General features: G+C 32.8%; 13 protein-coding genes. All 13 read right to left on the bottom strand.

Features of this window, described 5'->3' with window-relative positions:
* Position 1: 1 nt before the first annotated feature.
* On the bottom strand, positions 2–2635 hold the full coding sequence (locus U472_RS05985; RefSeq protein WP_068716516.1) for a CBS domain-containing protein: 2634 nt from the start codon (positions 2633–2635) through the stop codon (positions 2–4).
* A 340-nt stretch (positions 2636–2975) separates the two neighbouring features.
* Positions 2976–4355, bottom strand: a complete 1380-nt coding sequence (locus U472_RS05980) for a type II secretion system protein GspD (protein WP_068716514.1) — start codon at positions 4353–4355, stop codon at positions 2976–2978.
* The gene (locus tag U472_RS05975; protein WP_068716512.1) at positions 4318–4842 is read right to left on the bottom strand and encodes a hypothetical protein; all 525 of its coding nucleotides are present in this window, start codon (positions 4840–4842) and stop codon (positions 4318–4320) included. The genes U472_RS05980 and U472_RS05975 overlap by 38 nt, the downstream gene beginning before the upstream one ends.
* Positions 4843–5331, bottom strand: coding sequence for a hypothetical protein (locus U472_RS05970; RefSeq protein WP_068716510.1), 489 nt, complete (start codon positions 5329–5331; stop codon positions 4843–4845).
* Between the two features lie 2 nt (positions 5332–5333).
* The gene (locus U472_RS05965) at positions 5334–5858 is read right to left on the bottom strand and encodes a PilN domain-containing protein (protein WP_068716508.1); all 525 of its coding nucleotides are present in this window, start codon (positions 5856–5858) and stop codon (positions 5334–5336) included.
* 31 nt (positions 5859–5889) lie between these two features.
* Positions 5890–6753: a pilus assembly protein PilM gene (pilM, locus tag U472_RS05960; RefSeq protein WP_068716506.1), complete on the bottom strand. Its 864-nt coding sequence runs from the start codon at positions 6751–6753 to the stop codon at positions 5890–5892.
* A 42-nt stretch (positions 6754–6795) separates the two neighbouring features.
* Positions 6796–7686 carry a LamG domain-containing protein gene (locus U472_RS05955; RefSeq protein WP_068716504.1) on the bottom strand — a complete coding sequence of 297 codons (891 nt, stop codon included), beginning with the start codon at positions 7684–7686 and terminating at the stop codon, positions 6796–6798.
* A gap of 42 nt (positions 7687–7728) precedes the next feature.
* A complete protein-coding gene (locus tag U472_RS05950; protein ID WP_068716502.1) occupies positions 7729–8250 on the bottom strand; it encodes a PulJ/GspJ family protein in 522 nt (173 codons plus the stop codon).
* Positions 8251–8273: 23 nt separating this feature from the next.
* Entirely contained in the window at positions 8274–8687 is a 414-nt protein-coding gene (locus tag U472_RS05945; protein ID WP_068716500.1) for a type IV pilus modification PilV family protein, read from the bottom strand.
* 150 nt (positions 8688–8837) lie between these two features.
* Positions 8838–9281: a type IV pilin protein gene (locus U472_RS05940; protein WP_068716498.1), complete on the bottom strand. Its 444-nt coding sequence runs from the start codon at positions 9279–9281 to the stop codon at positions 8838–8840.
* A 128-nt stretch (positions 9282–9409) separates the two neighbouring features.
* Positions 9410–10642, bottom strand: coding sequence for a type II secretion system F family protein (locus tag U472_RS05935; RefSeq protein WP_068716496.1), 1233 nt, complete (start codon positions 10640–10642; stop codon positions 9410–9412).
* Between the two features lie 143 nt (positions 10643–10785).
* The gene (locus U472_RS05930) at positions 10786–12474 is read right to left on the bottom strand and encodes a GspE/PulE family protein (protein ID WP_068716494.1); all 1689 of its coding nucleotides are present in this window, start codon (positions 12472–12474) and stop codon (positions 10786–10788) included.
* Positions 12475–12781: 307 nt separating this feature from the next.
* A complete protein-coding gene (gene lysA, locus U472_RS05925; RefSeq protein ID WP_068716492.1) occupies positions 12782–14095 on the bottom strand; it encodes a diaminopimelate decarboxylase in 1314 nt (437 codons plus the stop codon).
* Positions 14096–14129: the final 34 nt, after the last annotated feature.

Raw genomic sequence — 14129 nt, 5'->3', positions numbered from 1 at the left:
TTTATTCACCCCTCTTTTCTATATAATTTCGCAGATAATCCTGCTCTTCTTTATGATTTTCAATCTTACCATCCAATTTAGCCTTCTTCACTGCTTTCAAAGCATCTTGGAAGAAAGGCCCTGGCTTATAACCAAACTCAATAATATCCTCTCCAGAGACTTTGATATCTATCCATCGTAACTCTTCTAAATATAACTTAACCTTATCCTTTAAAGTAAAGTCTTTAATTAACAACAACAGTAAATCTTCAATAGCACATCCTTCTAATAGATAGTAGATCTCACTATTATCCTGTGTACCTTTCAAATTACTAATAAGATTATCAAGCTCTAGAGTAAAGAAGAGTCGATAAGATAGATTCTTATTTAAATTAAATTTCTGATTAAACTCTTTAACCTGCTTATGATTCATTCCCCAGATTAGAACCATTAAATAAAGAACCCATTCATCGAATTTAAAGGAGAGGTTCAAAGTCTTCAACCATTCTAATACCTCTGCTACTTTAGTAGCCAACTCTTCTTTATCTTCATCCCAAATTATATCTTTAGATATATAGATTAAAATATTCTCCTCTTTCAATAGATTAATAAACTTAATTGGATACTTATCCTGTAATCCAAGTTGTAGTTTTGTAAATAGTCTATTACTACTTAACTTCTCTATAACATCTAAATTAACAGCTTGCTTGATTAGCTCTTTAGTACGCGGCTCAAATTTAAATCCATAACGGCTAGCAAAGCGCAAACCTCTAAAGATTCTAGTGGGATCATCATATAGACTGAAATTATGTAATAATCTAATAATTCCTCTTTCTAAATCTTCTCTCCCATTAAAATAGTCGACAAGTTGACCAAAAGAATGACCATTTAACTGAATAGCCAAAGCATTAATAGAGAAATCTCTTCTAAAGAGGTCCTGCTGAATACAACCAAGCTCCACCTCAGGGAGACTAGCAATTCCAGAGTAATACTCGACTCTAGTAGTAGCAATATCCAATTTGAGTCCATCCTCTAAGGTTAAAACTGCTGTACCAAATTCATGATAGATATCAAGTTCTCCTCTCAACTCCTTATTGAGCCTACGAGCAAATTCGATTCCATCACCTTCTACCACTAAATCTAAGTCTAGATTGGTCTGACTTAACAATAAATCACGGACAAACCCACCAACAATATATAAATTATACCCTAAACTCTCTGCTAAAGCTCCTGCTCTTTTGAATAAGTCAAGAGTCTTTTGATCAATCAAATTTAATCTATTACTAATATCATATCTCTTCTCTTGTACCTTTACTAGACTTCTACCATAGAGATTCTGCCTATTTTTCAGATAATCATCCCTACCATAAAATATTCTTAATAAATCATTTCTAGTAATAATCCCTGCCAAATTACCTTCAGAATCAAGTACCGGCAGGCGACCAACATTATTATCGACAATAGCATCTTGTACCTCCTTTAAAGATGCCTCTTCATTAATGGTAACCACTTCATTAGACATATAGCCCTTAACTGGAGCATGTAATAAACCATGCTTTCTAACCTTATCTATATCATTGCGAGATATAATCCCCACAATATCGTTATCATCTGCAACTATCAATCCAGAATAACCTTCCTCAAACATAATTTCATCGGCTCTTCCCATAGCTGTATCAGGTGTTATGGTCTTAACAGGACTTGACATAATATCCTTGACCAAGACTGCCGGATTTACCCTTTCTTTAACAATACATAATAGATCCTCTTGATAATCAAGTAAATCTTTATTCTCATCAGCTTTCAAAGTAGCTGAAGCTGCCCTAGTATGACCACCACCACCATAATATTTCAATATCTCTGCTACATTGATGCTGTCATTGTTGCTACGACCAATAATCAGAACCTTACCATCATATTTGACTAATACAAATAAAGCATCAGAGTTATGTAACTCATTTAATTTATGTGCTAATAGTGAAATGTCTGGGATATACTCATCAACCTCTGCTTGAAAGATATCGACTTTAAAGCCTTTAATATTGATTGGATGAATAGAGTCCAATAATTTATTGAATAACTGATGCTGCTTTCGATTCAAAGAGTACTCTATATACTCTTCTACAACTTCTAGGTTAGCCCCTTTCTCCAATAAATAAGCTACTGCCTGAGCATCTTTAGCAGTAGTACTTTTATAGACTAAGCAACCAGTATCTTCATAAATTCCTAAAGCAAATAAAGTAGCTTCAAATGAGGTTATCTCAATATTTTTCTTCTTCAATCTACTGACCAACATAGTAGTTGTTGCTCCAACCTCTTCGATAACCTCCTTGGCATTCTCTAAACTTCTCTGTCGCTCAAGGTGATGATCATAAATCAATACATCCACCCCATCACTTCCTACTAACTTAGAAAAAGCACCTACTCTAGATGCTACTCTAGTATCTACCATAATTACTTTAGTAACTTTAGATTTATCTATCTCTTTAGCATACTTAATAGGAATTCTACCTTTATATAGAGTTGTAAATTTCTTTACATTATTAGTTAACTTACCTGAAAAGACCATAGTAGCTTGAGGATGTAACCTCTGTGCTGCTACCATAGAAGCTAGTCCATCAAAATCAGTTCTTTGATGACTAATAATTATCTCCATAAACGCCTCCCTTTAGACTGACTTTTTATAATTTAGAAATGATTACATTAAATTTTATTATAACATATCTAATCAATAAAAAAAAGTAATTGCTATATTTAGCTTAGCTAGGGATAGTTGAGAGACTCCTTCCTTAAAACTAAATTTAATTAAAATATAGAGGCTTAAACTATTAATATTACTTATTAACTATTAATCTCTTAATATCATCACTTGCCTATATTTAAGCCCAATTCATTAATTTGATCATTACTATAATTCATATCCCTTGTGATATTTAAATTCCTTAGTATAAAATTTAAAGCCCTGCTTTTTAAGATTTTGAGCCAAAGCTTTGTTTTTAACTTGAAACTAATAATAGCTCTTCCTTATCATCTAGCTCTTTCTTTAAACTTATATTTTCTTTCTTATTATTTTCTATAGACTCCTTCTCTCTTTGCTTTTCCGTTGAACTCTCTAGTTCATTATCATTAATGATTTTAGGAGTAATAAAGATAATCAACTCTCTCTTTTCATTTTCAAAATTCTTTTGACTAAATAACTTGCCTAAAATAGGCAGATCACCCAAAAGAGGAACCTTAGACATAGTTTCATACTCCTTCTCTTGAATCAACCCACCAATAGCAAGAGTTTCTCCATTATTCACTTTGACTTTGGTTCCAACCTTCTTTATACTTACTGTGGGATAACGGCTTCCATTAATCTCAACCCACTCTAAAAAAGTAGTTATCTCTGGCTGTAAATCGATAAAGATACTATCCTCATCAGTTATTTTAGGGGTTATCTTCAAATCAATCCCGATATTCTTAAACTCTATCTCTTGAGAAACCTCATCACCATCTTCACTTGTTCTCTTATTGGTTAAAATAGGAATTTCATCACCAATATTGATATTAGCCTCTTCACCTTCGATAGTTGTAATCTTAGGATTTGCCAAAACATTGGCTACCCCTGAAGTCTCTAAAGCCTCTAAAGAGATACTATAATCAAAGTTTAAGTTACCAATCTTCAAATTCGGTGTAGTAGATGACCCACTATCACCAGTCTTACCTTCACCTGAAAGTTCCCAGTTTACACCTAACTCCTTTAACCCTGTATGGGATATCTCCTCAAATCGAACCTGTAAAGCAATCTGCCTTCTAGAATAATCTAAGGCAGCAATAGTCTCTTCAATTTGGTCAAAGTTACTTTCATAAGTTGTAATAATCAGACTATTAGTGCGTTGATTAATCTTGATTGCTCCATCATCGATTAAATGGTCTAGATTCTCTTTGATCTTTTCTGGGTCAGAGTTTTTGAGTTTAAAGACTCTAGTTAGCTTAGCTTCATAATTCTTCTTTATCTTCTCAGTAGGAGCAACAAAGATGGTATTATGAATAATTCTATAGCTTAAACCATTGGTCTTAGTTAGAATATCCATCGCTTCTAAGAAGGACACATTGTCTAAATAAAGGGTAATCTTGCCCTCTATCGAGCTATCAGTGGCTATATTCATCTCTGCTGTCTCTGCCAGGATTCTAAAGGCCTCTATTAAGTCCATCTCCTTAAAGTTAAGATTAATCTTCTCTTGCTGATAGGATGCTTGTCCAGTAAAATTAAATAAGAATAATAGCAGTAATATTAGTATAAGTTGATTAATCCTCTTTCTTTTAATTACTCTCTCCTCCTTTTTAGGAAAGTTTTCATATCGTATAATTTGAACCATTGATTTTAAATTCAAAATAGTTTTCACCCTTTTTGAAGATAACACTATTTTTAGAGATATCTACTAAAGTAAATCCATCTATTACTTCACCTTTACTAAGGTGTTTATACTCTCCTGCAAACTCTACATTAACCCGCTGATATTCACCAATTCTCACTATTCCCTTTAATTTAAAGTCAGGTCTTTGAATCTCTATCTTCTCTTCCTCTTTAATTATATCTTGAACTTCAACCTCTTTAGCCTTACTTTCTTTTCTTTTAGCTCCCATAATTGTCGCTAGCTTAGAATTAAAAGGTGATTTAATCTCAAAGTTATTATCTATGATTTGATTTTTATCTTCTGGGTCTATATCTTCTTTTTTACTTTCTTCAAAATTAGCATTATTTAATTTTGCTTTAAATTCATTTATCTTTTCTACTCTTTGCTTCCAATTACCTTTGTGGTGAAAGTATAACCCACAAATCAATCCTATCATCAATATTAAAATTATCAGCCTTCTCAATTATAGCCCACTCCTCTCTATGGGAAATAGGAGGGATAAGTTGACTGCTATTTTATCTTCACTCTTATTGATATTTATAGCTTCAGTATTATAAAGGTACTCAATACTATCTAAAAAATAATATATAGCTTCAAACTCTCCATCCAATTCTAGAGAAATCAATACTTTCTCCTTAGAAGGTATAGTAAAATCTACATTTTTAATAATTTCCGAACTATTTAATTTAATAATAAAGCTATTTATTTGAGCTTTATTTAAAAGGTTATTATCACTTCCACTCTCCAATTCTGCTAATAAACTTTTATAATCATCTTCCAAACTCTTTAAAGATAAGACTTCTACACTCTTATTGTCCAATTCTGTCTTAAGATGGCTAAGTTGAATTATATTCTGTTGATACTTAGCATATAAGGGGTAATAGATAAATTTATAGAATCCAAATCCTATCAGTGCTAATATTAGCAAAATTATAAGTAACTTTTTCCACATTTCTAAGCTCCTTTCTGGAAGATACCCCTTATCTTAAATTCAATTCTATTATCTAATTTATCAACCTCTTCTAAATAGAACTCATCGAAAAAATCAGAAGATTTTAAGCTCTGGTTTAATTGCTTTAAGTATCTCATCTCAGTAGTAACCCCTAAGAGTTGGAAATCATTATTATTTAACTGAAAGTTCTGTAGATATAATTGTTCAGAGTATAACAAATTAAGTTCTTCAAAGATAGTAGTAGTAGAGACCATCTTTGCCAAAAATCTATTATTTTCATTTAATTTATCTTTTATATTCCTTCTTTTATCCTTTAAATCTTCTACTTTAAGCAGATTAGTGCCTAATTTTGATAGCTCTGCTCTTATAACTTCTTGCTTCAATTCTAACTCTTTATTCTCTAAATATAGATTTAAATATATATGACTTGTAAAAGCAATTAAACTTATAACTAATAAAACAACTACAAATAACAGATTATAAAACCTCTCCTTCATAAAAAATTCATCAGTTAAGAAATTAACCATAGAAAACACCCCTTAATGAAGTAAACTACTTTTATCTAACCTCTTCTCTTAAAGCCAGCCCCTTTGCTACAGAATATAGATTATCCTCTAATTTGATAGTCTCTATTCCAATTTGATCCTCTAAATAATTCTGTAATCCTTTAAAATCACTACTACCTCCAGTCAAGAATATCTTAGCCACCCTTACTTTATACTCTGATTGAAAATAATCTATTGATTGATAGATTTGACTCCTTAATTCCTCTAAGATTATCCTCAACTCTTCCTTGCTAACCCCTTGTTTCTTATAGAGTTCTGCTTGCTCAAAGGAGATCTTATTAATAGTAGCCAACTTTTCAGTAATATGCCTTCCTGCAAACTCAAAATTCCTCAAAAAGATTAATCTTCCTTCCTGAGCAATAATCAAATCAGTATTTTGATCTCCAATATCTATCAAAGAAACTGTCTCACTCAAATTAGGGTATTGGCTATATAAGAATCTGATATTGGCATGAAATTCTGTTTCAATAACTTTAGGCTTTAGCTTTAGAGCTTTTAGCTGCTCAAAACGTTCTTTAATTAAAGACTTCTCAACCCCATATCCTATCACATACTTCTCTTGTAAAGAGTCTACCACCTCATGCTGGATAACTAAATTTTCATCAGCAAACTCAAGCTCTACCAGCTGTGCAGTCTCTTTGATTGATAAGTCATCAGGTATTTTGATAAATTTTAACCTAATATTATTAGTACTTAGGGAAGTGATGACATCTTTAGAGCTAAATTCTCTTAACTCTTCTATAGTCAATTGATTATATTCTCCAGTCTTAAATTCTCTTTCTTTAAATTCAGCTATCTTAATAAAGTTACTGATTTCTATCCCTAATCTTCCTTTACTTTTAAAGATGTTGAACAAACTATCACCTCCAAATTTATACTATTTATTTCATTTATCAATTTATGGATAAATAAATACTAACCATGGTTCAGATGTTGTCAAATGTTTATCTTTATTATCGGCTATCTCCCCTTGAGTTCTAGCTTTATTCCAAATTCTTAAATCTTTAATATAACCATGCCATTTTTCATTATAATTAGAGTCCGCTCCAATTACTAATTCATTTTCTGGAGTAGGTAGAAAGTTATGAAGATTACTTGCACTCTTTTCTTTAATAGTATTTATATAAATTTGGTATTTTCCATTTCTGCTCTCTGCTTGACTATCATATACAAAGGCAATATGAGTCCACTCAGATAAATCAAGTTTGGAGGTTCTTACTGTCTGAACTCCACCATTATTCTTAGTATATATGTCTATAGCAAGTTTAGAATTTTTGTCTATATAAACTTTAAAGATATCTTTTCTACTTACTATAGTAATCGGTAAATTAGCATTTTCGTCAATTTTAATCCATGCTTCAATAGTAATACTATCACTTATATCAAAATCACTGCGATAAGGTATTGTTTTATAATCATTTTGTCCGTCAAAATATATATTTAATTTTTTCTTAATTCGCACACTTCGAGTAATATTATCTATTATTCCAGTGCTCTTAATTACCAAATAACCATCAATCATCCTAGCTTCATCTATTCTATATTTTCCTTCACCTAAACTCTGTGGCTCATCTATAATAATACTATTCTTATAGTTAATTAGAGCTACTTCTAAACCACCTTCCGCTAATAATTTTGCTTTTTCTATCTTTTCTTCTCTTTTAATTTGATTAACACTGCTATAAATAATATTATTCATAGTGGTAATTAGAGTGATAGCTACAGTCATAAGTATCAAGACCAACAATAAAGTTGAACCTTCTTCTTGCTTAAATTGATTATAAATCATTTATAAAATCACCACTATTCTTCTAAATCTTTTAATTAAGCATTATTCATATTTAATATAAGAGTATTCAGATAAATAATATTCCTTATTTAATTTTCTAATCATATGTTCATTCTTTAATTCAATATCAATAGTCAATTTGTTCTGATTTTTAGTGAAATTTATATCTTGAAGCATATCAGTAATTGTATAATTCTCATTTATAGTATCAATCTGATTGTCATCATAAACAGTTTTATTTAGTTTAGTACCTTCTTGTTCATATTTAACTATTTTATCTATATCTTCATCTAAGTCTATATCTAGCTTCAAAGTTAGTATTTTAGAATCTTCAATAGATACTACTGTAGCTCGATCTATATCCTTTTCAAAATTGCTAATGATTAATCCCATCTGCTCATTCAACTCACTCTGCTTAGTATTAAAATTGAACATCTCAAACTGGCTAACTATCAAACTTCCCAAAGAAGTAGAGATTAAAGCAATTAAGCCAATCACAACTACCACTTCTAATAAGGTAAATCCTGACTCATAGCTAACCCTAATATCCTCTATCTTTAACAATCTTCTCACCTCAAAGCTCTATATCAATCTAACCTTCTCCTATCTGCCAGCAAGGTAGTCAGCTTAAAGCTCTGCTCACCCTCATACCAGCTAACCTCTATCATTACCTTCTTCAATCCCTCTTCCACGTCCTCTATAGTTATTTCTCTACTAAAGTCTATATTATCTATTCTTATATCTTCACTCTGTTGACTAGCCATATTATTCAAGGAAGTAGTAAAATCATCACCTTCCTCTAAAGAATCACCCTCTGCCCTTAAGACCTCTAAGGAGTTCTTAGCAAGCTCCCGAGCTACAGTCCTGAGATGGATATCCTCTAAGGCTTGGCTACTGGTAGTCCAATAGCTACTGAAGGCTACTGCTACGATTCCTAAAAGAGCCGTAGCTAAAACCACTTCAATTAAGGTAAAGGCTGCTTCCTCTTGCTGTAGCTTCATCAAATCACCACACTTATTTAATTTACAATTTACAATGTACAGTTTACAGTTATGAGATTAACTTATAACTATAAACTTTACATTATAGACTGTACTTGATTTAGGTAGAACAATGGGCAATATATTGCCCATTGTTCTATAAAGCAACGGTTATGGTAATGAAGGTGCTGTAGTTTCGTCGGTTTCACCTAAAGTGTCCTGTACTCCAGATTGAGAACTATCAACATAAAGATATTCATCGTCACTATCATCATCTAAATTAATAGCATAATGAACTGTATATTTGGATTGCTTATTAGTATTATCTTCATCATCATCTACATAAGTATAATCTGTTCCATCAATACCTAAATCACTAGTCCATGTACCTGCAGCAGGATAACTTCCATCACCTTCATCTTCACTTAATTTATACTGTTCTAGTCTAGTCTGAATATTTGCTAAACTTGCTCTCACACTCTTTTCATGCGCATCATCTTGAATCTCACTAACCTGTGGTACGATAATTGCAGCTAAGATACCAATTACTGCTACTACTACGATTAACTCTAGTAGAGTAAACCCTTCTTGATTTCTGATTAATTTCTTAAACATACTTATTCCTCCTAATTTTATATTAATTTATATGATAAACTGTAATAACAGTCTACACTCATATTAATTTATTATTTAATATCACTTGACTTTAACTGTTCACTGTCAACTATACACTGTACACTGAATTAGTACCCTTGTGACATCTTAAAGATTGGCAAGATGACTGAAGCTACAATTCCTCCAATCCCAAAGGTTAGGAAGATAATTAAACTAGGCTCTAATAAAGCAACTATTCTAGCAAACTTCTCTTCTACCTCCTCTTGATAGAAATCTACAATATCCTTAAGCTTCTCCTCTAAACTCCCTGTATTCTCAGCAGTCTGTATCATCTGTAAAGCAATATCTGGGAAGATATCCTGTTGCTTGAGAGCTGTAGTGATATTGAAGCCATCCTTTATCTTCAACCTAGCCTTATCTAGTTTCTGTTGGATAGCTCTATTAGTTATATTCTGGTTGACTATCTCCATCCCCTGTAGGAAGGGAATCCCACTTCTTTCGAGAAGACTTAGATTTTTAGCAAAGATAATCAATGAATTCTCTAAGATAAAGTCCTTTAAAACTGGTACTTTTAGTAATAGATTATCGATATAGTACCTTCCTTTATCGGTCTGATAATAATAATAGAGTGATAATAATATAGCAATTAGACCTATTAGTAATAGCCACCAATAACTACTCATAAAATTACTAACTCTCAATAAAATCTTAGTGGGCAAAGGTAGCTCTACATTCAACTTCTCAAAGGTCTTCATAAAGTTAGGCAAGACTTTAACCATCATCAAAATTAATACGATTACAGAAGAACCCATAGTAATCATAGGGTAGCTGATATTTGAGATAATCTCTTTTCTCTTCTCATTTTGATCCTTAAAATAATTTGCCAAGTTCATCAAGGTTTCATCTAAGAAGCCCCCTGTCTCTCCAACTTCTACCAGCTTAATAAAATAATTAGAGAATATATTAGGAGACTGCTTTAAAGCAGCCGAGAAGCTCCTCCCCTTCTCAATCTCTATTGCAATATCCTTAACAGCACCTTTTAGAGTCTTGTTCTCCACCTGCTTTGCTAGTGACTGCAAACCATTGACTATTGGTATTCCTGAACTGAGCATAGATGAGAGCTGACGGCAGAAGATATACTTATCCTTCAAACCTACTTTAGCTGGTAAAATCTCAATAGAGTTCAATTTATCTAGATACCCTCTCAAGCTAAACCCTTTCTTTTCCTCATCCAAACTCAGCACTAATAACCCCATAGCCTTCAATTTGGTGACCGCCTCCTGCTTCGATTGGGCTCCAATCTGCCCTGACTTCTTCCTACCAGATGAGTCCCGGGCTTGATATTGAAACTTTTTATCCACTTTATGTTACCCCTCTCTTAAAACAATTTAACAATTAAAATTGGATACAAAAATCTTGAAAGGTTAGTTAAATAATAATCAGTTATAGATTTTTATAATTTCAATTGTCAATTGTACAGTACACTGTAAATTGTACACTATCACTAACTGATATCAGCTACTCTCAATACCTCTTCAATACTAGTTATCCCTTGATTCACCTTATCCAGTCCATCTTTAAATAAACTAACCATTCCTTCTTCAATTGCAATCTCCTCAATCTTAGCTGAAGGGCTCTTATCGACGATAGCTTCCTTGATTTTGGGAGTAACCTCTAGTAGTTCATGGACAGCAGTCCTCCCTTTATAGCCAATATTATTACAGAAATCACAACCCTCAGCTGCCATTGCTGTGAAATTATCGCTTAAATAATCTTTAACAAGCTGATATTCTGTAATATCAGTATTACTACTACATTGAGGGCATAGCTTTCTAACTAATCTCTGGGCAACAACCCCTATTACAGCATCAGCAATCAAAAAGGGCTCTACTCCCATATTGATTAAACGGTTAATTGCTCCTGCAGCACTATTGGTATGGAGAGTACTCAATACTAAATGCCCTGTTAGGGCAGCCTGAATTGCAGTTTCAGCAGTCTCTTTATCCCTTATCTCCCCTACCATGATGATATCTGGGTCTTGTCTTAAGAAAATTCGTAATACTCTAGCAAAGGTCATATCCTTTTTAGGATTAACAGGGGTCTGGGTAATCCCTTGAATCTGATACTCAACAGGATCTTCAATGGTCAGGATGTTCTTAGTATCTTCATTTAGATAATTTAAAGCTGTATATAAAGTAGTTGTCTTTCCACTGCCAGTAGGCCCTGTCAATAATATCATCCCATTGGGCTTTTTGATTAGCTCTTTGAACTTTTTCAAATTCTCTGTAGAGAAACCGATTGAATTGAAGTTTAATTTTAGATTGGTCTTATCAAAGATTCTAATTACAACCTTTTCACCTAAGACAGAAGGTAAGATCGAGATTCTTAAATCTGCTTTTATATTTGCAAACTCAATATTTATCCTTCCATCTTGAGCCTTTCTCCTCTCAGCTATATCAAGCCCACTCATAACCTTGATTCTAGATACCAAAGCCATATGGATATTCTGGCGGAAGATCATTTCTGTGTGTAAGACACCATCAATTCTATACCTAACCCTTGTTCCTGTCTCCATGGGTTCGATATGGATATCACTGGCTTTATGACGAATCCCTGTAACGATTATTTGATTAACGGTCTTGATAATAGGTGTTTCCTCTAACTGCTCCTGCAAGAGACTCTGATCTATATCCTCATCTTCAACCACCTGTTCAAAGGCAATCTCATCGATACTATCAATAAAATCTTCTAGCTTCCTCTCTCCTAAATAATTCTCAATTAAGCTATCTATATTACTAGGAGTAGTGATCCGAGGCATTACCTCTAAATTCGTCTTCTCCTCTATCTCATCTATGGCTACAATATTTTGAGGGTTCTCCATAGCCAAGATCAACATCTTCCCTTCTCTTCTAATTGGAAAGACTCTATTCTCTCTAATATACTCTTCATCTAAGATACTAATTATCTCATCTTTGATACTCTCTTTATCACTCTCTGTTAGTAAAAGGATACCTAACTGATGATTTAAGGATAGTGCGATCTCCTCTTCAGTAACTAAACCTAACTCTACTAATATCTGCCCTAATCTCTTATTTGACCTCTTTTGCTCCTTTAATGCCTCTTGTAAATCATCTTCATTTATCAGATTTTCATCTATTAATATATCGCCTAAACGCTTTTTATTCAATCCCATCTATTATTTCCTCCTTTAATTTAGGAGTGTAATGTGATTTTTTGAATGAAATTATCATATTTGTGTAGAAAATTTCCGAAAAATAGGTTTTAATATTAGTTATATTCTCTAAAAATACTGATTATTCCTCCTTTAAAACTTCTATATTAAGGAGTAACTTATGGAATTATTAATAGTATTTTATCAAATAAAATCATCATGTTAATTAAACTTTAATAATGGTTAATGGGTATATTGCGACACTTTTTTGAGTTGTCAGTAATAAATAAGGGAATAGCCTATAGGCTATTCCCTTATTTATTTGAGATTATTTTAATCTTTCTGGGATTACATCATTAGCAATTAAGTCATCATAGCTTTGTGGCTTAACTACCCAATCGATACTATCTTCACTGACCAATAATACTCCCGGTCTAGTTAAAGCATTATAATTACTGCTCATTGAGTAACCATAAGCACCTGTACAAGAGATTAATAATAAATCACCAGACTCTGCTTTAGGTAACTTAATGTCTCTGATTAAGATATCTCCAGACTCACAGCACTTACCAGTGATTGTTACTACCTCTTCTCCTGCTTGGTCTGCTTTATTGACTAAGATAGCTTCATACTTTGCTTCATATAGAGCAGGTCTAATATTATCGGTCATTCCACCATTAACTGCTACATACTTACGGATTCCTGGAATCTCTTTGATAGAACCTACAGTATATAGAGTAGAACCTGCTGTAGCAATGATTGAACGACCTGGCTCATTAATCACCTTAGGTAATGGAATCTCTAGTTCTTTACATTTAGCCTTGATAGACCCTGCTACAATCTTAGCATACTCTTCAATATCAGGCTTCTCTTCAGCTTCAGTATAAGGAATTCCAATTCCTCCACCTAAATTTAACTCTTCTAAAATAACCCCTGCTTCTTCCTTAACCTCTTCTACAAACTCTAACATTACATCTACTGCTTTAGCAAAGGACTCTAATTTAAAAATTTGAGAACCGATATGGCAGTGGATTCCCTTTAAATTGACATTCTCTAAATTGACTGCCTCTTTAATTGCAGCTAAAGCCAATCCATTTTGGATACCTAAGCCGAATTTAGAGTCGGTTTGACCAGTTTGGATATAACTGTGAGTATGTGCCTCAATTCCTGGGGTAACTCTAAGTAAGATATCAGCAACTATACCTTTCTCTCCTGCCATTCTATTTAACATATCCAATTCATATCTATTATCTACTACAAAAGCATTAATCTTAGCATCTAAAGCCATTTCAATCTCTGCTTTAGTCTTATTATTTCCATGGAAGTAAATCTTATCTGCTGGGAAATCAGCCTTCAAGGCTGTATATAACTCTCCACCAGATACTACATCTAACCCTAACCCTTCTTGGTCGATAATTCTTGCCATTGCTAAGCTTAAGAAGGCTTTACTAGCATAAAGTGTCATTGAATTAGGATACCACTTCTCAAAAGCTTCTCGGTAAGCTCGACAGTTATTTCTAATCTCTGCTTCATCTAAAATATATAAAGGACTACCATACTCTTTGGCTATCTTAATTAAGCTATGACCTGCAATCTCTAACTGACCTTGTTGATTGATACTCATTGTTCCTTGTAATTTCATCTTAATCGCTCCTCTCTCACTACTCTTATTTTAT

Origin of the sequence: Orenia metallireducens, assembly GCF_001693735.1 — a bacterium.
GTDB lineage: Bacteria > Bacillota > Halanaerobiia > Halobacteroidales > Halobacteroidaceae > Orenia > Orenia metallireducens.
This window is presented reverse-complemented; position numbering and strand designations above follow the sequence as displayed.

Excerpts from the sequence above, each read along its gene's own strand:
- U472_RS05985 (WP_068716516.1), bottom strand. The coding sequence starts at position 2,635 with ATGGAGATAATTATTAGTCATCAAAGAACTGATTTTGATGGACTAGCT.
- U472_RS05970 (WP_068716510.1), bottom strand. The coding sequence starts at position 5,331 with ATGTGGAAAAAGTTACTTATAATTTTGCTAATATTAGCACTGATAGGA.
- U472_RS05965 (WP_068716508.1), bottom strand. The coding sequence starts at position 5,858 with ATGGTTAATTTCTTAACTGATGAATTTTTTATGAAGGAGAGGTTTTAT.
- U472_RS05955 (WP_068716504.1), bottom strand. The coding sequence starts at position 7,686 with ATGATTTATAATCAATTTAAGCAAGAAGAAGGTTCAACTTTATTGTTG.
- U472_RS05945 (WP_068716500.1), bottom strand. The coding sequence starts at position 8,687 with ATGAAGCTACAGCAAGAGGAAGCAGCCTTTACCTTAATTGAAGTGGTT.
- U472_RS05940 (WP_068716498.1), bottom strand. The coding sequence starts at position 9,281 with ATGTTTAAGAAATTAATCAGAAATCAAGAAGGGTTTACTCTACTAGAG.
- U472_RS05930 (WP_068716494.1), bottom strand. The coding sequence starts at position 12,474 with ATGGGATTGAATAAAAAGCGTTTAGGCGATATATTAATAGATGAAAAT.
- lysA (WP_068716492.1), bottom strand. The coding sequence starts at position 14,095 with ATGAAATTACAAGGAACAATGAGTATCAATCAACAAGGTCAGTTAGAG.